This is a genomic window from Pseudoalteromonas sp. CO348 (assembly GCF_004208845.1).
Taxonomy (GTDB): domain Bacteria; phylum Pseudomonadota; class Gammaproteobacteria; order Enterobacterales; family Alteromonadaceae; genus Pseudoalteromonas; species Pseudoalteromonas maricaloris.
In genome coordinates this window covers 12,147-34,466 of record NZ_SGPI01000040.1, presented here as the reverse complement: position 1 = coordinate 34,466, position 22,320 = coordinate 12,147, and the positions used below count along the sequence as shown (strand labels likewise).

General features: G+C 46.0%; 16 protein-coding genes and 2 CRISPR repeat arrays. Of the genes, 6 read left to right on the top strand and 10 right to left on the bottom strand.

Going from position 1 to position 22,320, the window contains the following annotated elements; translation table 11 throughout:
- Nucleotides 1–191: 191 nt before the first annotated feature.
- Together EXT48_RS21145 and EXT48_RS21140 are read left to right on the top strand one after the other, a co-directional pair.
- A complete protein-coding gene (locus tag EXT48_RS21145) occupies nucleotides 192–1,352 on the top strand; it encodes an aspartyl/asparaginyl beta-hydroxylase domain-containing protein (RefSeq protein ID WP_130165682.1) in 1,161 nt (386 codons plus the stop codon).
- Nucleotides 1,353–1,555: 203 nt separating this feature from the next.
- A complete protein-coding gene (locus EXT48_RS21140) occupies nucleotides 1,556–1,831 on the top strand; it encodes a SelT/SelW/SelH family protein (RefSeq protein ID WP_099029779.1) in 276 nt (91 codons plus the stop codon).
- 322 nt (nucleotides 1,832–2,153) lie between these two features.
- A CRISPR array of direct repeats spans nucleotides 2,154–4,359; the repeat unit is 26 nt; unit sequence CGGTTTAGCCCCGTGCGTACGGGGAA.
- A gap of 153 nt (nucleotides 4,360–4,512) precedes the next feature.
- Here the strand turns inward: EXT48_RS21140 and cas2e are convergent.
- The 9 genes from cas2e to EXT48_RS21095 all read right to left on the bottom strand — a co-directional run bounded on the left by cas2e (nucleotide 4,513) and on the right by EXT48_RS21095 (nucleotide 17,813).
- Nucleotides 4,513–4,821 carry a type I-E CRISPR-associated endoribonuclease Cas2e gene (gene cas2e, locus EXT48_RS21135; RefSeq protein WP_130165681.1) on the bottom strand — a complete coding sequence of 103 codons (309 nt, stop codon included), beginning with the start codon at nucleotides 4,819–4,821 and terminating at the stop codon, nucleotides 4,513–4,515.
- Nucleotides 4,822–5,021: 200 nt separating this feature from the next.
- A complete protein-coding gene (gene cas1e, locus EXT48_RS21130; protein WP_240703418.1) occupies nucleotides 5,022–5,747 on the bottom strand; it encodes a type I-E CRISPR-associated endonuclease Cas1e in 726 nt (241 codons plus the stop codon).
- Between the two features lie 66 nt (nucleotides 5,748–5,813).
- The gene (cas6e, locus tag EXT48_RS21125) at nucleotides 5,814–6,491 is read right to left on the bottom strand and encodes a type I-E CRISPR-associated protein Cas6/Cse3/CasE (protein WP_130165680.1); all 678 of its coding nucleotides are present in this window, start codon (nucleotides 6,489–6,491) and stop codon (nucleotides 5,814–5,816) included.
- Nucleotides 6,484–7,155 (bottom strand): type I-E CRISPR-associated protein Cas5/CasD, encoded by a 672-nt coding sequence (gene cas5e, locus EXT48_RS21120; RefSeq protein ID WP_130165679.1) that lies wholly within the window; start codon nucleotides 7,153–7,155, stop codon nucleotides 6,484–6,486. The genes cas6e and cas5e overlap by 8 nt, the downstream gene beginning before the upstream one ends.
- Entirely contained in the window at nucleotides 7,152–8,309 is a 1,158-nt protein-coding gene (gene cas7e, locus EXT48_RS21115; RefSeq protein ID WP_130165678.1) for a type I-E CRISPR-associated protein Cas7/Cse4/CasC, read from the bottom strand. Before cas7e ends, cas5e begins: the two co-directional genes overlap by 4 nt.
- A 14-nt stretch (nucleotides 8,310–8,323) precedes the next feature.
- Complete coding sequence (gene casA / locus EXT48_RS21110) at nucleotides 8,324–10,402, bottom strand: type I-E CRISPR-associated protein Cse1/CasA (protein WP_130165677.1); 2,079 nt, start codon at nucleotides 10,400–10,402, stop codon at nucleotides 8,324–8,326.
- 109 nt (nucleotides 10,403–10,511) lie between these two features.
- Nucleotides 10,512–13,388: a CRISPR-associated helicase Cas3' gene (gene cas3 / locus EXT48_RS21105; RefSeq protein ID WP_130165676.1), complete on the bottom strand. Its 2,877-nt coding sequence runs from the start codon at nucleotides 13,386–13,388 to the stop codon at nucleotides 10,512–10,514.
- 515 nt (nucleotides 13,389–13,903) lie between these two features.
- Nucleotides 13,904–14,737 (bottom strand): YafY family protein, encoded by an 834-nt coding sequence (locus tag EXT48_RS21100; protein WP_130165675.1) that lies wholly within the window; start codon nucleotides 14,735–14,737, stop codon nucleotides 13,904–13,906.
- 453 nt (nucleotides 14,738–15,190) lie between these two features.
- A CRISPR array of direct repeats spans nucleotides 15,191–17,174; the repeat unit is 29 nt; unit sequence CGGTTTAGCCCCGCGTCTGCGGGGAACAC.
- Between the two features lie 156 nt (nucleotides 17,175–17,330).
- Nucleotides 17,331–17,813 (bottom strand): GNAT family N-acetyltransferase, encoded by a 483-nt coding sequence (locus EXT48_RS21095; protein WP_130165674.1) that lies wholly within the window; start codon nucleotides 17,811–17,813, stop codon nucleotides 17,331–17,333.
- 142 nt (nucleotides 17,814–17,955) lie between these two features.
- Here EXT48_RS21095 and EXT48_RS21090 point away from each other — a divergent pair, with 142 nt between their 5' ends.
- The 4 genes from EXT48_RS21090 to EXT48_RS21075 all read left to right on the top strand — a co-directional run bounded on the left by EXT48_RS21090 (nucleotide 17,956) and on the right by EXT48_RS21075 (nucleotide 21,784).
- Nucleotides 17,956–18,483: a chalcone isomerase family protein gene (locus EXT48_RS21090; RefSeq protein WP_130165673.1), complete on the top strand. Its 528-nt coding sequence runs from the start codon at nucleotides 17,956–17,958 to the stop codon at nucleotides 18,481–18,483.
- A gap of 95 nt (nucleotides 18,484–18,578) precedes the next feature.
- Entirely contained in the window at nucleotides 18,579–19,109 is a 531-nt protein-coding gene (locus EXT48_RS21085) for a DUF3833 domain-containing protein (RefSeq protein ID WP_099029777.1), read from the top strand.
- 231 nt (nucleotides 19,110–19,340) lie between these two features.
- Nucleotides 19,341–21,482 (top strand): prolyl oligopeptidase family protein, encoded by a 2,142-nt coding sequence (locus EXT48_RS21080; protein ID WP_130165672.1) that lies wholly within the window; start codon nucleotides 19,341–19,343, stop codon nucleotides 21,480–21,482.
- Between the two features lie 59 nt (nucleotides 21,483–21,541).
- Nucleotides 21,542–21,784, top strand: coding sequence for a Rho-binding antiterminator (locus EXT48_RS21075; RefSeq protein ID WP_130165671.1), 243 nt, complete (start codon nucleotides 21,542–21,544; stop codon nucleotides 21,782–21,784).
- On the opposite strand, the gene EXT48_RS21070 is transcribed toward EXT48_RS21075, so the two are convergent.
- Nucleotides 21,770–22,231: a GNAT family N-acetyltransferase gene (locus tag EXT48_RS21070; RefSeq protein WP_088532757.1), complete on the bottom strand. Its 462-nt coding sequence runs from the start codon at nucleotides 22,229–22,231 to the stop codon at nucleotides 21,770–21,772. The two genes, EXT48_RS21075 and EXT48_RS21070, sit on opposite strands and share 15 nt — an antisense overlap.
- Between the last annotated feature and the right edge of the window lie 89 nt (nucleotides 22,232–22,320).

Below are 22,320 nucleotides of genomic sequence, written 5' to 3'. Positions count from 1 at the left end.
AAACTCATTGTTTCTAAAGAACAACTTAGTTTTTCCTTGTCTAGCCAGAGAGTTTTAGGGAAAACAAGGCGAATTTACGCACCAATAGCTGGCTATTGGAAGTGAATTCAACGCAGTTAGCGCTAAAACTGGCTGCTAGAAAGGCATTAATTATCCGCAGCTCAGGTTAAATAGAAAGAGAAACCACTTTAATGACAAACGAAGAGACACAACCTCTCAATATAGATTCACTTTTACAGCCAATTCTCGAATGCGAGCCACAAAATAGTTGGCCACTATTATTATCGAAGCTAATCGATAGCTATCCTCAAAGTGCTGAACTAAGCTATCGGGTTGCTGTAATTTTAGAGCAAATTGGAGCGTTACCTGAAAGTGAAAAGGCCTACTTTCACTGCCTCACTCTGGCACCCAAAAACTACTTAGTGTATCTCTACCTTGGACATTTATTAGAGAAGAAGGGAGAAGACAGTACAGCACTCGTATGTTACACCTTATGTGAAGCACTCACAGGCAGCTTTAAGCGCCTTCAACTCGCCAATAGTACCGCCCCTCAAACACTTGAGCGCTTCCAAAAAGCTTGGCAGTGTATGGAAAAGAACCTTGGTACAGCATCAAGTATTGAGTCGGGTCGCTGGGTGCAATACAGTAGTAAACCTTTTGAAACAGCCCAAGCACCACACCTTTTTTACGTTGCGAATCTAAGTGCTCATCCTATCTGGCCCGCGGAGCAATTTGCATGGTATGAAAGCTTTAACGCTACGATCCCCGACATTATCAAAGAGTTTCACAAGACGTTTAATAGCGCATCTTCACACCTTACGCCTTATTTGTCGGGTAAAGAGTATGAAAGCGCATTTCCAATGCTCGCAAACAGTAACAACTGGCAAGCGTTATCCCTTTTTAAAGAGGGTGTGGAAAACGTTTCAGTGTCAAAGCACTTTCCTATACTCAAAAAGGCCTTAGAGAAAGTACCTTGTTATGGCTTAACAGCATCTCCATACGAAGTGTTTTACTCTAAATTAGCCAAAGGCCAAACCATCACTCCACATTACGGCCTTTCGAACCACAGCTTAACAGTGCATTTAGCCATAGATATTCCCCATGACTGTTACCTAGACGTCAATGGCGAGCGTGCTTCATGGCAAGAGCATCAACTCACCATCTTCGATGACTCCTATTTGCATATGGCACATAATGGCAGCGACCGTGACCGAATTGTACTTATATTCTCAATTTGGCATCCTGATCTAACATCGACTCAATGCCAGGCAATACAATCAGAATTTAAAAATAGACAACGCTGGATTGATAATTTAAACGCAACTTTGGATCAATATAGAAACGATCACTAGAATCCTAATTTTCGTCACGTCTCCCCCCCAACTTACCACAAAAGGGGTTGTTACTATGTGAATAACCCGTAACTTAAAGTCTGACCTTATGATTGAGGTCTCCCTGGATAATTTCGGGGGGTAACCCCCGTTTTTTTCATACTAGCCACACCATAAATCACAGTGCTAAAATCCAACCACAATCTTCAAGTTAATGTAAATTCATGCAAAAACCGATCATTACAATTCATTACTGCGTGCTTTGCCAATGGATGCTGCGAGCTTCTTGGCTTGCACAAGAGCTGCTTTCAACTTTCTCCGACGATTTAAAACAAGTTGCGCTCGCGCCTGCAAGTAAAGGCGTATTCGAAATTTACTACAACGATACGTTAATTTGGTGCCGCAAAGCAGATGATGGCTTTCCAGAAGCCAAGGTGCTCAAAAGAAGAGTGAGAGATTTATTAGATCCTGAGCGTGATTTAGGCCATGTAGATAAGTAACCGGCGAACAAGGGTGGCTATCACTTAATCCGGAGCGTGTATGAGCAAGTCCAAAGTCGCCACCGGTTAACAGCTTCATAAATAAATTCCAGCACATGATCCAGACCTGAATAACTCCGATTTAGTCCCGTTCGTACGGGGGCGAAGTAGGACCGACAAAAATATCTGGAATATTTTTGAACAGCTCTGCTGACCCGAAGGGCGAAAGGCAGGAAGTCTGGAGTCATCATCGTTTCGCAGCCTGCTGAGGTGAGCGCATGGATGCGTGAGGGATGCTGCTTCACGGACGATTTACAGCACATGATTCAGACCTGAAAAACTCAGGTTTAGCCCCGTGCGTACGGGGAACACCAACAATCAGCTCGATGCTTGTCCCCGTCGTTCGGTTTAGCCCCGTGCGTACGGGGAACACTGTTACTTTATCAATGAACGATGCGATAACATCGGTTTAGCCCCGTGCGTACGGGGAACACAGAAAAGAAGGGGATTATTAAGGGGCGTGCCCCGGTTTAGCCCCGTGCGTACGGGGAACACGCTTCTTATATCACACACTGAAGCATTCATTGCGGTTTAGCCCCGTGCGTACGAGGAACACTATTGCTATGCTGCTCAACTAAATCAAGCAACCGGTTTAGCCCCGTGCGTACGGGGAACACCATATCCCATCCAGAGGGCACAGCGTACTTAACGGTTTAGCCCCGTGCGTACGGGGAACACAAATGCATGTATCAGCGATGATTTGGTGAACGCGGTTTAGCCCCGTGCGTACGGGGGAACACCAATGTCAGGGATTTGATAGTGAATGCGTACGGGGAACACTTTCAGCGGAAATTTAAATTTGGACTAGGTATCGGTTTAGCCCCGTGCGTACGGGGAACACTTTAGAGGGATGTTAGTAACAATTTTTCGACGCGGTTTAGCCCCGTGCGTACGGGGAACACCACGAGGTGTGGACAGCAGAGAGTTTGAACGACGGTTTAGCCCCGTGCGTACGGGGAACACTGATCGTTTCCAACCCTTTGTTGATTAGTATTCGGTTTAGCCCCGTGCGTACGGGGAACACACCTCTGATTGACAGGGAACCCAAAGCGTAACCGGTTTAGCCCCGTGCGTACGGGGAACACATGAATTGCTCAAAAATCCAAATAAAAACATCCGGTTTAGCCCCGTGCGTACGGGGAACACAGCCGGTAAGCCAGTACCTAAACCAAGCATGACGGTTTAGCCCCGTGCGTACGGGGAACACAATACAGCGTGGAGGGCCTGTTTGATGAGTGACGGTTTAGCCCCGTGCGTACGGGGAACACAAAGGGTATATGGTCCACTATGTTAGAAATGACGGTTTAGCCCCGTGCGTACGGGGAACACACATAGCTATTCCTCATATTGTATAGTGAAATCGGTTTAGCCCCGTGCGTACGGGGAACACATACACTACCCCACTAACACTCTGACAAATGGCGGTTTAGCCCCGTGCGTACGGGGAACACTGGCCATGCGATGCCTGTTACTGGGCTACGCTCGGTTTAGCCCCGTGCGTACGGGGAACACCAAAACCAGAGGAATTTCTGGCCTAGGGGATACGGTTTAGCCCCGTGCGTACGGGGAACACCAAAACCAGAGGAATTTCTGGCCTAGGGGATATGGTTTAGCCCCGTGCGTACGGGGAACACCTAAACTGTCCATACTTTTTAATTTTAACCATCGGTTTAGCCCCGTGCGTACGGGGAACACTTTATAGAGCTTATTGTTGATTCTTCTATTGCCGGTTTAGCCCCGTGCGTACGGGGAACACCGCCGCCGCTCATCATGCTGGTTATGTCAGCCCGGTTTAGCCCCGTGCGTACGGGGAACACGGACAAATCTTTAAGTCCAGACCAGACACTCTCGGTTTAGCCCCGTGCGTACGGGGAACACGCGCCTGAATGGTCTCAGCGCGTAGCTGTGTGCGGTTTAGCCCCGTGCGTACGGGGAACACGTATGGCGCAACTAGATTGCTGAGGCCGTGGTACGGTTTAGCCCCGTGCGTACGGGGAACACCCTGCTAAGGCTACACCAACGAAATTTTTAGTCGGTTTAGCCCCGTGCGTACGGGGAACACAACGAAGGTGTTAGCGAGTATAAAATATCGGACGGTTTAGCCCCGTGCGTACGGGGAACACATTATCAGAAAACTCAAAACCATATAGCAGGCCGGTTTAGCCCCGTGCGTACGGGGAACACTTCGATTGGTATTGAGATCGTTGTTCTGTTTGCGGTTTAGCCCCGTGCGTACGGGGAACACACCAATTGCGCCAGAGTTGATGCCCCGTGTCACGGTTTAGCCCCGTGCGTACGGGGAACACGAGCACAAAAGTAGCCCAAGATTTGGTGAATACGGTTTAGCCCCGTGCGTACGGGGAACACTGCGCTGGCTATGGCAACCAGCGCCCCGACTACGGTTTAGCCCCGTGCGTACGGGGAACACTCCGTTACATTAAGGATTTTGTCATTAACACGCGGTTTAGCCCCGTGCGTACGGGGAACACTCTAAAATTATATACTTGTTTTTAATAAAGAAAAATCACCTAGTAAAAGTTACCGAAAATTTTAGGTACAAAAGCACCTCTCATTATGAGGTAAAAATCTTAATCTCCAACTTGTTAAAGAGCATTAAATCGAATTAAAAAGTGGGGCGTTCGCTAATCTGCCCCCTGGCTATCATCTACTCTGGGCGTGTACTTCACCAGTCTCAGGCCCTGAAAATCGACTGGCATTCTGGCGTTTTCGCCGTAAGTGATAAAATCAAAACCCGACTCGGTATTAGTTGCCCAAGCCATAACCGCATTGCCGTCTTCCGCCAGCTCACTGACCTGAAACCAGATCATTTCGCGAATGCGTTTACTTACATCCCCCACGTACACACCCGCACGGATTTCCAGTAGCCACACTGCCAAGCGACCTCTTAACCTAGGTGGCACTGCCTCAGTAACAACCATGCACATACTCATAGTGGTCCTCCGCTGCGATGACCTTCGTCACCAATGGATTCAGGTTCAGGGATAGCGGGCGGTTGTGCGTCAGCATAGGGCTCGGGCGGTGTTACCTCTCCGGCGGCTAATACTTCTTCAATCAGCGGGATAAGGCGTGGTAATACCTTGTCTTTACGGAACGCTTCGCGACAGGCGATGCGTACTTCACGATCGGGGAATTATGGTCGCCGTTTGGCAATTTTAAACGCCACAGGCACCACGGTATCGAACTTTATAATGTCTGCAATATCATACACAAACGACAATGGCTTTCCTGTATGCAAAAAGCCAATGGCAGGCGCATAGCCAGCGGCCAGCACTGCGGCTTCGGTGACGCCATACAAGCAAGACGTGGCGGCGCTGATACATTGATTGTTCACATCGCCCTTCGCCCAATCTTTAGGGTCATAACGTCGTCCCTGCCAGCTTACCTGATACTGTTTAGCAAGCAGTTCATAGGTTTTGCGTACACGCGTGCCTTCAATGCCCCGAAGCTGATCAACCGAGCGCCGCTCCGGTGCCGGTTCGCCAAAGCGTAGCTCAAACATTTTGCGCACGACTTTGAGCCGCAGGTTTTCATCCAGCGCCAGCTTGGCCTGATAGAGCAACTTATCGGAGCGTGCACCACCGGGCTGCCCAGCAGAGTATAGCCTGACGCCCGCTTCGCCCACCCAGATAAGCAACGTGCCCGTGGTTGCAGCCAACTTGACCGCCGCATGACTCACCCGGGTGCCCGGTTCCAGCATAATGCACACCACAGAGCCCACTGGAATCAGCATCCGTTCACCGTTTACTTCATCAATCACAACAAATGCGCCGTCGCGCACGTCAATACGCCCCATACCGATAAAAATCATTGAGTTACGATCTTTAATTGGAATAGGTTTTAAAGGAAGAAATGCCATTCCCTGCACTCCCAAATTAAGTAAAAAATTAGGAAAAAGGCGAGTCTCCCCGCCTTACAGATTAGATTACAACGGCTTGATCAACATCAGCCCGCAACCAAAAGCTTTGGATCGACCGATGCCGTTGAATAATGCCTGCTCCAGTTTTTGCACATCGGTGATTTTTGCCACGCCAAAATAATCCAGTGTACTGAGCTGAATTGGCCTAGCCCCGTCTTTTTTAACCACTTTGTGCTGCTTGTAATTGCTAAACTCAATACACTGAGTCAGCAACTCCAGGCCACCCTTTTGCAGCTTTCTGTCTAGCCAGGCTTTTGCCGCTATATCGACTGCTTCATTCACATTACTATTTGCTTTTTGAGCCTGTTTTTTGGCATGCATCAAAACATCGTGACGGCGAGTTTTCTCTCCTTTTGGCGTAATATCTACCGTTGGGTTAGCTCGCAACGAGAACTGAACCAGCCCTGCTTCTTTGAACTGTTCCTGCTGTGTTTGAGTGACTATTTTCCAGCTTTTAATCGCTTCTTTTAACTGACGCTTTGAGCGAATAAATACTGTTGGTACTGGCAGGGCCATATCCACACGAAACATAAAGTCAGCCTGAGTCAGCTCGCTTTCAACAAAACAACGCCATACCCACTGATGCTGCTTGTATAGATCATCGGGATGTAAAAACCCTAAATCTTCTCCATCCTGATCAGGATCAAAATACAATCGGCTTTCATGCCAGAGATTGTCAGACATATAGCACTTCCTCCGTATCCACCAACCCCCAACTGCTTTTAACGCTTCTAAATGTAAAGGCCCTGTGGTTTATCTCAAAGCTCAGTGGCACGTCATGTCGTTGCTCCGTGCCTTCTTGTGCCTCGCTGTCTATGATGTATTTCACCGGTGTTCCGTCTGCCTTTTCATGCTCGGCTTGCATTCTTGGCGCTTGTTGTAGTGCCCGCTCTAAACTCAGCTCAACACGGGCGTTATGCGGATCAACTAAGGGAACGCCCGGCAAATAGGACTTACGCCCTAAAAATTGTGGCCAGACCGGGTTTAACAGAGCATGATGCAGTTTTTTAAGCAAAACCGCGTCGCCTTCAAAGCCTACCCAAAAGGCGGCATCTGCCAGATAAGCACGATGTGACAACTGCGTATCCGGCTTGCCACCGTCAGCCTTTGCCACATTCAGCGCCGTTTGGTAATCAAATGCCAGATCGCCTGGTTTATCTATGCGCACGCCCATTCGCAATGCAGTAAGATCATTCAGAGGCTCATTTCGCTCACGCCCTAGTGATGCACACAGCAAACCGATCACACCACTTTTTGTCGGATCAAGCTGAGTGTTGCGCAGTTCAAAGGCACTTTTTAGCCCCCATGACTGCATTGGTCCGGCTAATCGGATCAACAAAGTACTCATTGACACTCCAAAGCACCTTGCAGTGCATCAAGCATCTGAGCTTCCAGTTGTGCAATGGTGCCACTGTCTTTGTCCTGATACTCTTCCAGATTATCGATATAAGTGCTGCGGCCCTCAAAAATAAAGCCCGATTCACCATACATACCTGCAAGCTTCTTAGCGAACATTTCCAGTTTTTGTGCTGACTGTTGCTCAAGCTCCGCTTCATCAGGCTTGTCTATCATTACTGCCTGAGTAAATGCGTTGCTCAGAGACCAGGGCGCGCCATCTTTGCGCACATTCACTTTGATATAGCTTGGCGGATTCTGCGCCGCAAAACTGTTTTGTTTACCCGAAGGCACCGCCTGAACTAACGCCCGGAAAAATCCTTTTACCGCGCCAGTCACCTGTTCCTTATCCTGTCCAAGATTGGCAGCCAGTTTATCAATATTGATCTGGGCATAGCGGTAATAACAGGCACTGTTAAAGTAAACGCCACCCATCATGCCAGAGCCTTGCTCACCCGCCTGCAACTCGTCGTCCACAGCAGTGAAAAAGTCCATGGCTGGCGTAACAATATTAGTTGAAATTGCATGAGCCACCTGGCACGCCGCATCAACATTGATATTGTTGTTGTCCGCGACCATACGGCCGAATAGTGCGATATCTGCGGCGAAAGCCTGTTGATGCTTACCAAATACTTCACCCACTAGTTTTGCGAGCTTTTTATCTAGCTTATTTTTATCCTCCTGATTTAGCTCATCAAAATTTTCAAGTGCAATATTCTTTAGCGCTTCGACTTCATTCAACCCTAGGTAAAGCAAGTATTCAGTTTTGAACTTATGTTTTTCTTCTTTTTGCACCAACTTCAGCTCAGCAAGTCCAAGTAAATTTTCACAGACTATATTACTTGCATCTTCAGGTTTGCCATTGGCAACCAAGAAATCTCTAATCTTAAAAGCTAGCTTACGAGTGCGTACAGCGCGGTCGCCCTGATGCTCTACAACAGCATCGTTAAATGCCCCATGCGTACGAATTGCGCGCTTCTGACACTGGCTTGAGATCCGCGCCCGTTGTGAACCACCAAACACACAAGATTTAGGCGTATTGGTATCGTCGCGGTTTAAGTTGCTTGGGGCAAAGTTCTGTAATACATGAAATTCGATAAAAGACATAAGGTAACTCCTTTTTAATTTGTCGCGTCTGCTGAGTCTGTAGACTCGTCGGATTGAGTTGGTTTGGCCCAGTAATCTCTGGCCCATTTAAGTTGAATGCGTTTGTCATCGCTATCCCAGTGATAGAGATCTTCCATCAGGGTTCGGTAATCAATGGCAATATCTTTGCTTTTTAGAATTTGTACCATCTGGCGCAGCGTTTGCTTTAACTGCTCACCTTTTGCCTCCAGCAGGCACTCAAAGCGAAAGCTCATGCCGCGGCGCTGATCTTTATCCGCTTGATACCAAATGTGACCAAAACTGCTGTGTTGTGCTTCTTGATACACTTTGGCGTGACTTGCAAATAAACCAGCAATAAAAGCCTGCACTTTGGAGCGTTCATCCTCACTGGAAAGTAATGGCCCTAAGTAAGATATCGCTGTCAGTTGAGAGCCTTTTTGCAGATCCAGAGACTTCCTAAGTGCAGCCAGAATATCTCTTTTAGGGAAATCCGGATTGCCCCACTGATATAACTGCCTGATGATTTCTTGAGTATCCTGACTCCAGTAAACATGACGCTGCCATGTTCTCCCGTGTAATGACTCTTCCAATTGTTGTTTGGCGATACTCAGGCCCTTTTGTGCTCTGACTCCACCATAACACCAGCTATGCGTTGCACCTTCAAATGCAGCAAATGCTGTTTCCTTGCACACTGTACGCCAACTAGATTTAGCCTCTTCACTGTTATTACTTAATGCCCAAATAAATTGTTCAAACGACTCATTGAGTTTAGGCCAGTAAAAACGCGCAGGGTTGATCGACTCAACTTTTGTTGAAATATCTTGTGCCCTAGCACCATCTGGTAACAGATGAGAAGCAAAGGTTCTTACTGCCCCCATAAGCTGGCTATTAATGGCCTCTGCGGTTTCCAGACCTTTAACCAGATGTGCACTGTACTTGTTCTTTTGTACTTGGTCTTTTTCGATCAAATTAATCGCAAGTGGCAAGCGCTCGTCAAACCAACATAAGGGGTTGGCTTTGTTATTATCTAAACCAATTAACTGACAATTAAGATGAAGCTTATCAATTAATTCATTATCTTCCGCAGCAAGCAATTGGATACCAGCGGGCCTTAAATCTGTGGGCTCTATACCCACTTTAGTCGACCTGGCATATTGCAATAAGTTAGCCGTATCTCGCCAATAGGCTCGTTCAAAACTCAACCTAATCGGCAATTTCTTTTGCTCTTTATTGAGACGGTAAGCGAAGTAAGGCTCCTGCTCCATTTCTTTTGGATTAGGTAATCCCTGTGCTATGAACATGCGGGCAACGCTGCCATCTTTTTGGGGCAGTAAACGCACATGACGAGCACGCCAAGTAAGATAATCACTCAGCCCTCGCATTTCACGAGCCTGAGGCTGCTCAGGCTCATTTTGCTCCCATACAGGCAGGTCCGTTTTACGATCGAGCCACTCTTCATTTTTTGGCATATGTAAATTGAGCATCAAAGTTTGGAACAGGTTTTCGCCCTCCACCATTACAACTGCACCGCCAACTAATGGGGCATTGGTCAGGTTTGGGTGCTTACCAAACTGCACCGAACTACCACTCACCCCACCGCCCAAGCTAAAATACTGACAAACAAGTAACTGAAGTGCGGCTTCATTTGCCGGTAGTGAGAACTCATGATTATCAGCAATATGATTGAATAGGGTTTTATTGTTACCGCTCGCCAGATCAGGCGAGAGCTTTTTGACCGATGTTGTTACGCCCTTTTCTTTCGTGAAATTTGCTGTTTGAAAGAAGGGGTTTGATTCTGAAAAAAGGTCAAACCGTTCTGCGCACTCAGCCGAGTCAAGATAGCTGGAGACTTGCTCATCGAACTCTCCAGCTGCAAAAACCTCATCCCACTCGTCCGGTTCCAGATAGCCGTAACTGCGGTACAAAATGGCCAGTAACAAGCGTTGTACCGATGCCACTACAAGCGGCTTTTCGTGTACTATCCGCTTTAGCTTTGGGGCTGCCTCAAGCAAAGATAGTATTGAGTATTCATTGGTTACCCCCTGTAAATCCAGGGCTGGTATCCAGCTTTCAGTTAATAAATCGTATTTCATATTCCCTCACACTCTGTAAGTAAACCAATTATTGCTTACCAATTTCATTAATTTTGGACAAAGCTCCGCAGTGTTACTGCCACTTTTAACAAAACCGGAAACTCCACTTTTAAACTTTTTTTCTATCCACCATAAGCCCCAATCGAGGATCTAACCTAAGTGCTCCCAACCCACTATTGGAGTAAGTTAAGTCTTGACCCAAAACAACAGGAATACAGTTAAACAGTGTTGGCGAACGTCGCCAGGTTTCTTTAGCGACAAAACTAAACGGCCAGCACTCTTCTTGCTCCTTAAAGTGCGTCACCCACTTGGCGTGACTGAGTGATATTTGTGCCTGTTTTAAGCGAGCAATATCTGCTTTTTTAAGCCTTTCTCCAGCTCGCCAATCAATCGCTTCTGATTCTGCATATTCCTTTACCCTCTGTTTAAGCGCTTGCACATTTTGTGTATAGGACGGAAACTCTGTTACCGGAACAAGCACTCCTTCTCCGTTATCAACAAGAAAAATCAATTGAACGCTGACACTGGTTAAACGCGTGCTGAGGACAATGTCATCGTTTTCAATTTCACTATTCGTGTACTTTAATAGAGCCCTGACGCTCGACTTATCCGCATCAAACATCATTTCTTTAGCCAAAGTATATTGCGTCCGCTTATCCAGCCTGAATTCAAATGCCTTGTCGTATTCCTGCTCAAGCCAGGTTATTTGTTGATCAACATCGGCATACACTTTATTGATCCATGTATCCATATCGCTATTAATATGAATGGCAAAGCCACCCCCACTTACTTCCTCATTCCTCTCCCAAAGCAAGCGAGTTGTTACAGCCAGTAGATGTGAGGGGTAGATAAATATTTCACCGTGACCAAACCACTCTCCATAGTCCTCGGGAATTTTATCCATTGAAGGCAGATAGACATTTAGTGTGGGTGTTTTAATAAACTTGGAGCGAACAGCGTTATTGACTTGATGACGCCAAACACGGCCAACTCTTTGCAAAAGCAGATCAATTGGTGCAATTTGGGTAAACATCTCGCATGCATCATAATCCAGACTTTGTTCCAGGACCTGACTCCCTATTAGGATCAAACATTTATCCTTCACTGGTCGGTTAGGGTTGATGCTACGATGATCCGCAGGATGTTTGCCAACCTGATATTCAATCATCTCCTCAATGGACAAACGTGTGGCCAATGGATACTTTGCATGGAAAGTTAGATACTCAACTCGACCATCACTTTCGCTGCAATGTCCTGCAATGAGCCTGGACATTTCCTGAACTTTATCAACAGTATTCAAAATACAAACAAACACGCCACAACCTGCGTTATTGGCCGTCGTTAAAACATCATCTGCCATATTATTGATACACAACTTTGGAGACGTTGAGTGCAGCTTTATCTTGTAGGTTCCGGGTGGGCTGGTTAAGTCTTCTTTTTGACTATCACTCTCAGTTTCTATAATTGTGTGAGACCTTGCCAGAGCACCTGAGCTGTATGTGGTGATCCTTGGATAGGGTTTATCTTCTACTTCAATCTCTGTTTCAGATGCTTGCCCATACGCCTGAACCAGCTCAACCAACATAGTTCGGGGCAAGGTTGCAGAAAGAATGATGACTCTGACATTAAGCTTGGCCATCCAATGCAGCGTATTTTTCAGCAAATCTAGCTGAAAACTCTGTAATGAATGCACCTCGTCCAGTACCAGAACTTTATTTGAGAGCCCAAATAATCTGACAAAGTTATGCTTATAGCGCATTGCAGCCATTAGCAACTGGTCAATAGTCCCCACACAGACACCGGCCAGTAAGCCATGTTTTTTTGGCGTGAACCATTGATTTGCTACCACTGAGGGAGTGGTGTTTTGCTGATGCTGATAGTCGATACTTTTTAATTTTAATGCTTCATATTGCGGCTCAAAATCTGCGTTGCTGTGTTTTAGGTGGGTTTCTATATTCTGATACCCAAGCACATCTTTTTTAAGTAACCTTAAAGTCCGTTTGAATAACTGATTTGCTGTCGCTTGTGATGGCATGGCCACATACAAACCCGAGTGGCCCAGGTGGCGAATGAAATGATCGGCTAAAACCTGCGCCGCTTCTGTTTTACCACTTCCCATACCGCTTTCAATAATCGAGAGCCAGGGCAGCTCGTTGAGCTTGATAAGCTCTAATACCTTTAATTGCAAAGCATTAGGCTTAAAACCAAAAACATCTACGAAATCTGCCTTGTTATTTGAAGCTGTGACATGCTTGATATTTAATAAGCTCACAAGCGCATTGGCAGTATCCATTCTTTGCACAGCATTGTAGTCACTGGCTGTACAATACCTAAACTTTGATTCATCTGAACCAATCCAATCAGCAACCGAACACAGCCCAGCCATATAAGAGTACCAGGCTGGCGTTAAGGTTTGTGCTGCAAGCTGGTTAAATAGATAAAGGTCAATGGAAAAGTAATCGGCTAACCATTCTATCGTATTGCTCTGCACCTCGCTCCATTGCTCATCGCCGCACAAACCACATTGCTTTTTATTCGCTACAAATACACCATGATGACTGGCTACTGCAGAAAATATTACTCTCGCAACACTTTTATCTACTCCATACTGTCCACACAAGTAGTCATGCAAAATAACAAACCCTGAATTGCCATGTTTGGTCTCAGCGTCTCCACACACTTTGAATGTGTTAATGTCGAATAAATCCTTTACCCGGCCCTGCAACTTATACTGAAAACCCGGTGTGATCTTACCAATATCATGCAGGGCAATAAGCAACACTACCATAGCAATCGCGGTATCTTCATCAACGCCTTCAATAGCTAAAAGCGGCTTGAGTAAAATAGCCCGCTCCTGAGCTGCCAGCTTGAGAATAATCGCCCAGGCCACAAAGGCCACATCCAGCATATGGCACACTGCGGGTAAAGTATTTTGTTCGTCGGCCTTGCCCCAGAACTGAAAAATCTCGCTATTAAAATCACACACACTATTACTTCCTTGCTTTTTATACACTCAGCTTACGACGCAAATAAAATGCCGACAATCCTGCAATTGCAACCAGTAAAAAATTTATAGGTCGAGTTGAAAGTTGCCGACTACATACTGGCAACTATGTTTTCTACAGAAATATTTGGCTTACGGTATTCAAGAAGTAGCCTGCGGAGCCAAACACAAAAGCAGTGGCAATTAAACCAAATATAACTTTTGTTTTTGAATCAGAATTACTTAACGCCGTAACTAGTTTTGCAAGGTACCGAAAATTCAATGATATCTCCTTTAGTTCAGTGTGAGTCACCTCAGATGTACAATTTACAGCCAAACAGAAAAAAATCAAGTAGAAATTAACTCACTTAACTTTGCATTATGTGAGAGTGGGATTCTTGTCAAACTCATGTATAATAATGTCTTCCCTTGATTTTAGGGATGAACCGTAGAAGTTAAGACACTTCAGTAGTTCCCCGTTATACGGGGCCGCTGGTCGAATTGCTCGGCCAGCACCTTCAACCATTCCATAACAAACCTCTGACCCTCAGCTCCCGATAGCAAGCCGGTTTCATCACAATTTGCTGCGCTTCCGGGTGTGGATGCTGAACATCCAGCCTCAAAATGCTGATCAGGTAATTGATCAATGTAGCGTTGGTTTTTATCTGCTTTTGGTGGTTGTGCATATCAAAGTCGTGGGCGATAACTTGCTGGGCGTACTCGCTGAGTCTTGGGTCGGGGATAATGGTCAAAGTGACTTCCTGCTGCCAGGCTTCGTCGTCTTTTTTGTACTTTTGTGCTTTGCTGATAAATTCTGGTGAGGCAGAGACGATGCGCGATAATGAGAAATCCCTGAAGCCTCCTGCATGTTCACAGTAGGCTCTCAGGTGGTAACGCAGCCCAGAGTTGATCAAGGTATGAGGGCGGATCACGCGCTCGGTTTCGCCACCTTCTTTTATTGACTGATAGCGAATATCCAGCACGCTTTGTCGCCGACAAGCATTCAGTATGGGCCGCAAAATGGTTGGATTGAGCTTTCTGTGTGGTAATACCAGCGCGGTGATGGTGGAGGAACTCAAGTCGTGGACGTACTGTTCCCCGATGAGACTAGTATACTCAGTAAAATCCTGAGAGATGTAATTAGGTGTAAAGGGGCTTGCCAACACATAAGCTTTCTCAGACTCATTATAACTTGCGGCAATCTGATAACGCTCAATAAAGTCGGTGACATAACGCCGTGCGCTGGGCCTTAAAAGCTTAAATTTGCTCTGGAAAGTACCAGTCTGGATTTCTCCCTGCCAAAACAATACCGCTTCAATATCTCTAAAATACAGCTCTTCCTTAGCCTGCATAAAACACTCTGGTAAAATTTTCGTAAAATAAATGTATCAGAACAAACAAAGTAAGTCATTGACCTGAGACAAACTGACAGAGAGATCACGCTAGCATTTTTTTGATGGTAGATTAATAATCAACTATGGCGGCAGTGTTTCCAATGGGTAACGGTTATATGCAGTTTATATATGATGTGAGTTCGAGTCTCACCCTGCCACCACTTCCAGCCAAGCTGTCCACCGCCTCTTTCCTACTAAAATGTCCTATTGGTTAGCCCCGTGTGTACGAGGGCGAAATAGGACCGACAAAAATATCTGGAATATTTTTGAACAGCTCAGCTGACCCGAAGGGCGAAAGGCAGGAAGTCTGGAGTCATCACCGTTTCGCAGCCTGCTAAGGTGAGCGCATGGATGCGTGAGGGATGCTGCTTCACGGACGAATACAGCACATGATTCAGACCTGAATAACTCAGGTTTAGCCCCGTGCGTACGGGGAACACAAATCGCTAAGTAATAAATCAGGCGTTTCGCTCGGTTTAGCCCCGTGCGTACGGGGAACACGAATATATTTAGTGCGAAATCGATCATTGATACGGTTTAGCCCCGTGCGTACGGGGAACACGCGCTAAAAAACCCCGTTAGCAGTTTAAAGGCCGGTTTAGCCCCGTCCGTACGGGGAACACGTTCAATTGGTGTGTATCAAAAACGCCTAGACCGGTTTAGCCCCGTCCATACGGGGAACACTCAGTCACAGGCAAGTTTATTAGTTTCGTTGGCGGTTTAGCCCCGCGTCTGCGGGGAACACTTACTCCTTAAGTTTAAAGAAAGGAGATTATCCGGTTTAGCCCCGCGTCTGCGGGGAACACCTCGTTAATGGTCACCACTGTCCTATTTGGTACGGTTTAGCCCCGCGTCTGCGGGGAACACTTCCTTTTTTAACATTGAGTGTGTGTTTTATGCGGTTTAGCCCCGCGTCTGCGGGGAACACTGGAATCGTTCGGCGTTGGCCGTTGGGGTGACCGGTTTAGCCCCGCGTCTGCGGGGAACACTGCCGCTATCTTAGCCGGGGTGGGTATATTAACGGTTTAGCCCCGCGTCTGCGGGGAACACACCTTATTTGAAAGATTTAAGTAAAAAAGTATCGGTTTAGCCCCGCGTCTGCGGGGAACACTGACGGGTCGCATGGCGGCGTTGGGTCACACTCGGTTTAGCCCCGCGTCTGCGGGGAACACTTTATGAGAAATTGGCTCGTGTGATTGTTTCGCGGTTTAGCCCCGCGTCTGCGGGGAACACAAAAACTCCGCTAAGTCTCGTACGCTAAAATTCGGTTTAGCCCCGCGTCTGCGGGGAACACACTAACAAATAAACAAAGCGGCATAGATTCAACGGTTTAGCCCCGCGTCTGCGGGGAACACAAAGCTTTGCTATAAAGAGCATGAAGAGCTCGCGGTTTAGCCCCGCGTCTGCGGGGAACACGTGGGTAGATTCATTGACTGTGACTCATCAACCGGTTTAGCCCCGCGTCTGCGGGGAACACTCAGATGACAAACCAACGGTTTGAACGTTCTGCGGTTTAGCCCCGCGTCTGCGGGGAACACGTTCTTCTTCTGCAGTATAAATTTCTGCGTATCGGTTTAGCCCCGCGTCTGCGGGGAACACAAAAAAGCGGCCATTCCACCAGCATCCTGAGTCGGTTTAGCCCCGCGTCTGCGGGGAACACTATTCTACGTTGTTTGCATAGATTCCAGATCCCGGTTTAGCCCCGCGTCTGCGGGGAACACACGTACAAGCATTTGCTCAAAATGCCCTAAGACGGTTTAGCCCCGCGTCTGCGGGGAACACTTAATGATTGCAAAATGTGTGTTTTTCCCAGGCGGTTTAGCCCCGCGTCTGCGGGGAACACGGCTCAAGTCCAGTGCTACATCGCTGCCCACACGGTTTAGCCCCGCGTCTGCGGGGAACACCAATGCCAACTTCCAGCAGCTCAGCCTCTATCCGGTTTAGCCCCGCGTCTGCGGGGAACACTCATGTTGACAGGGTTCACATGTGAACCCTATACGGTTTAGCCCCGCGTCTGCGGGGAACACTCAAATTCACAACAGTAAAGTTAGACATGTTACGGTTTAGCCCCGCGTCTGCGGGGAACACGAAACCACACAAGATGCAGAAGGTAACGAAGTGCGGTTTAGCCCCGCGTCTGCGGGGAACACGTCCTATGTTTGCCTTTCCGGTGGTTGTGGTCACGGTTTAGCCCCGCGTCTGCGGGGAACACACTCATCAGAAGGATTTTTTTGTGATAGACCTCGGTTTAGCCCCGCGTCTGCGGGGAACACGCCCGTCGGCTCGATTGCTTATGATGCTAACTCGGTTTAGCCCCGCGTCTGCGGGGAACACGGCAAACAGCTCGTTGAGCGTGTTCACCAATCCGGTTTAGCCCCGCGTCTGCGGGGAACACTCTAAATATATAGTATTGTTTTTATTAACAAAAATCACACTTACAATGTTCACCAAAAATATTGGGTACAAATTCTACGTATGTTTACTCGGCTCAATTGTTAAAGATCGGGGTTTCTCTTCAAATAATGTATAGCCAACAGGCCAATAAACTTCACTATACTTGCTCAGCAAAATCGATGAGCTCTTGCCCTGATAGGCGATAAATAATCCATTCGTTTTGTGCTTTAGCACCAATACTTTCATAAAAATCGATTGATGGTTTATTCCAGTCAAGCACCACCCACTCAAAGCGACCGCAGTCATTTTGTAGTGCAAGTCTTGCGAGGTACTTCATGATCCCTTTACCTGCGCCAACACCGCGTTTGTCTTGTGACACATATAAGTCTTCAAGATAAAGTCCGTGCTTGCCAAGCCAAGTAGAATAATTAAAGAAATACACTGCGAACCCGATTGCTTCACCATCTAGTTCACAAATAACGCTGTGTGCTCTGGCTTCTTTACCAAACAATTTCTGTTCTATTTCTTCCACGGTATTGAGCACGGCATCTGGCTCTTTCTCATAAATTGCAAGTTCGTTAATAAAATGCAGTATTGTCGCGGCATCAGCTACTTCTGCTGGGCGAATTGAAAGGCTCATAATAGCTCCTGTATGTAGATTTTGGCTAGCTTAGCAAATTGTAAAGGGGGATGACAGCACCTTTCAGACAGCAGCAAAGTGAACAAACTCCCCAGCTCGTTCGTATAAGAAGCTAACTGTTTTTATATAGGAAGAGGTTAGTATGCAAAGGACCATCTTTGCCTTTTTGATGTTGCTATTCAGCACTCAGGGTTTCGCAAGCGCCAGTGATCTTGTATATCAATTTATAGAAAACCCTCAACAGGTCGGTAAAACAAGTCGAATGACCTATTTGTTTTGGGATGTTTATGATGCCAGCCTTTATGCCCCCAAAGGAGCGTACTCTCAAGACCAACCTTTTGTATTGGCACTACATTATTTACGCGCGCTTGATGGCAAAGAGATAGCAAAACGATCACTGAAAGAGATGGAAAAACAAGGGTTTAATAATTCGAGTCAAGGTGAGCGATGGCTGGCAGAAATGGAAAAGATTTTCCCCAATGTCTCTAAAGGGACCGTGCTTTTTGGCGTGAGAACACCCGAAGGAGCTACACAGTTTTACCAAGATAAAAAGCTTATTGGCGAAGTGAAAGATTCGGAATTTACTATCCGTTTTTTCAATATTTGGCTCGGTGAAAAAACATCCGAACCAACCATGCGAGCCGAGCTTCTAGGTCTAAAGCGGAAGTAGCATATGGCTTTTTTCCATTAATTTCATCTTCGCTATTTGGCTCATATATAAAAAGCAATAGCACTCAAAGAGGCCTCTAGCCTAAGGAGAAAACAATGCGCATCACTCTTGCAGTACTCACTCTATTTTTATTATCTGCTTGTAGTTCGGGCATTGACGGTAAAAAATACTCGACACTTAAACCGCAATTTGACCCTTATGAGTTTTTTGTTGGTGACATAAAAGCATGGGGGATAGTCCAAGACAGAGATGGTAACTTAGTGCAACAGTTTACCGTCGATATCAAAGGTTCAATCAATAACCAGTCAGAGCTTGTTTTAGATGAGTCCTTCAACTATCTGCTCGGTGATGGCGTCAAAACACGAGTTTGGACTATTACAAAGGCATCAGGCAACCAGTATTCAGGCCGCGCCGACGATATTCTCAACTCAGCATCGGGTGAAACCTACGGCAATGCGATGAATTGGCAGTATAGAATGGACTTACCCGTTGACGACACCAGCTACGAAGTACACTTTGATGATTGGATGTGGTCGTTTGACCAAACCACTCTTATGAACCGCTCTTATATTGAAAAGTTCGGTATTGTAATGGCTGAAGTCACAATATTTATGCAAAGGCAATAATAATTACGCCAAATCAACTTCAATTTAACCTTCTTACTCGTGTATTTGTCTACAATTTGTAGACAAATACACGAGCTTCACTACAATCCACAGCAATTCTAGTAGCGTAATCATGTCCCACACTGATAAATGCTTAACAAAAAATGCCGTATCGAAAAGTCTTATTGCTGAGTAAGGCGCAAGAAACTGCGGCGAGATAGTAGCTAATAAGAACCAATAGGAATCCCCACAATGATAAAGAAGATACTAGCTGGAGCCATTGCTCTTGCGCTTGTCGGATGTGTTAATACCGAAAATGAACAATCTAATAATGCGGCATTGACGCAATCTGTGAAATATCCAATCACTAAAACAGGCACAGTGGTAGACAACTACTTTGGTACGCAAGTGGCGGATCCATATCGCTGGTTAGAAGACGATAAAAGCGCAGAAACCGCTGCGTGGGTAAAAGCACAAAACGAGACTACTCAAGCATATTTATCGCAGATTCCATATCGTAAAGACATCGAAAAACGCCTCACCGAACTACTTGATTACGAGCGTGTTTCTCAGCCTTTTAAACACGGCAACTATACTTATTTTTACAAAAATGATGGATTGCAAAACCAAAGTGTTTTGTACCGCCAAAAAGAAGGTGGTGAGGCTGAAGTATTTTTAGACCCAAATACCATGAGTGACGATGGCACAACATCGCTTGCAGGATTAAGTTTTAGTAAAGACGCCTCATTGGTGGCTTATCAAATTTCCGAAGGTGGGAGTGACTGGCGTAAAGTGATTGTGCTAAACGCCGAGACTAAAGAGCAGGTCGGTGAAACGCTGGTCGATGTGAAGTTTAGTGGTATCTCTTGGTTTGGTAATGAAGGCTTTTACTACTCAAGCTATGACAAGCCTAAGGGCAGTGAACTTTCTGCAAAAACTGACCAACATAAAGTGTATTATCACAAGATTGGTACACCTCAAGATCAAGATAAGGTCATTTTTGGTGCCACTGATGCGCAAAAACACCGTTATGTTTATGGTGGTGTAACCGACGATAAAAAATACTTAGTGATCTCTGCTGCGGTATCAACATCAGGTAACAAGTTATTTATTCGTGACTTAAGCAAACCAAATAGTGACTGGGTAACGATTTTAGATCATACCAACTCTGATACCAGCGTGATCCACAGTGAAGGCGACACATTGTTCTTAAGCACTAACTTAGATGCGCCGAACCGTCGTATCGTTAAAGTCAGTGCGAAACAGCCACAACCAGAAAACTGGCAAGATGTGATCCCAGAAACCGACAATGTACTATCGGTTTCAACAGGTTCAGGTTATCTATTTGCGACTTACATCAAAGATGCAATTTCATTGGTAAAACAATATGACTTCACAGGTAAGCTGATCCGTGACATTGCGCTTCCAGGTGTAGGCACTGTGAGTGGCTTTAGCGGTGAGGAAGAAGACAAAGTACTTTATTACTCATTCACTAACTACAACACCCCGAGATCTATCTTTGCTTTCGATGCAGAATCAGGGCGTAGCGAGTTATATAGTTCAGATAAAGTAGATTTTGATTCAGATGCTTACGTGTCTAAGCAAGTTTTTTACACCTCAAAAGATGGCACCCGCGTACCGATGATCATCACCCATAAAAAAGGGCTGAAATTGGATGGTAACAACCCGACTCTGTTGTACGGTTATGGTGGATTTAATGTCAGTCTTAAGCCTTATTTTAGCCCTACACGTGCAGCTTGGTTAGAGCTGGGTGGTGTTTACGCGGTAGCAAACTTACGTGGCGGCGGTGAGTATGGTAAAAAATGGCACAAAGCAGGTACTCAAATGCAGAAGCAAAACGTCTTTGATGATTTTATTGCTGCAGGCGAATACTTAGTATCTGAAAATTATACTTCAAGTGAAAAGCTTGCAATTAACGGCGGTTCGAACGGTGGTTTGTTAGTAGGTGCGACGATGTTACAACGTCCAGACCTATTCAAAGTGGCTGTACCTGCGGTAGGGGTACTTGATATGCTGCGTTACCACACGTTTACTGCTGGAGCTGGCTGGGCTTACGACTACGGTACGGCGGAAGACAACAAAGAGATGTTTGAATATCTGAAAGGTTATTCACCTGTACATAACGTAAAGGCTGGCGTAGATTATCCAGCAACCATGATCACAACAGGTGACCATGACGACCGCGTAGTACCTGCACACTCTTACAAGTTTGCAGCTGAGCTACAAAGCAAACACACAGGTGCTAATCCGACGCTTATTCGTATCGAAACCAATGCTGGGCACGGCGCAGGCACACCGATAAGCAAGACAATTGAACAGTATGCCGATATTTATGGCTTTACGCTTTACAATATGGGAATTAAGTCTCTCTAAAGTCAAGTTCGAAAAGCCACCTGAACAAGCAGGTGGCTTTATTCAATAAGGACGTATCTATGATCAGTTGCCAACAGTATGATTATATTGAACTGGCGTGTATAAAACGCCTTGCGGTTACTATTGAGATGAAAGATGGTGACGTTGTGCGTGGCAGGTGCAAAAACACGGCCATAGTCGGCAAACAAGAGTGTTTAGTTTTAGAGCGAGAAAATCAAACTGTCGCTGTGGTGCTTGCAGAGATTGCCTGTATCTCTGCCGATACCGACAATCCCTATTTTACTACGTTAAGATTTCAGTGATAACGCCATAAAGACACTTAACGGGTTGTCACGATACATACCAAAGCGTTCACATCGCTCAAACCCCAAGCTCTCATAAAGACTTATTGCATTAGCTTGCTTAGAGCCGGTTTCCAACCGAATAAGTGGGATCTGCGCTTCACCCGCATAGTGAAGCAAAATTTGCATAATACGTTTAGAAAGCCCTTTACCTCGATAGCTAGGTTTTACGTACAAGCGTTTAATTTCACCGTACAAGGTTTTATCAAACTGCTTTACAATCGCACCGCACGCTACAATGCCCTCTTCATTTTGTAAGCCAACGGCATACACGTTAGGTTGGTTAATTTCTTCTATTGATAAAGACTGTGCACTTGCGATTGGATATAAGCTGTTCATAAGCTTATCGATTTCAGAAAACACCGCGACTACTTGTGGGTCATCTGACTTTAACTGAATTAATTGCATACCTGCCTCTGAGAAGTAAGGCCAATTTGTCCCATGCTCATAAACCGAGCAATATTATTACTATCCTGGCCGACGTCAAACTATACCGA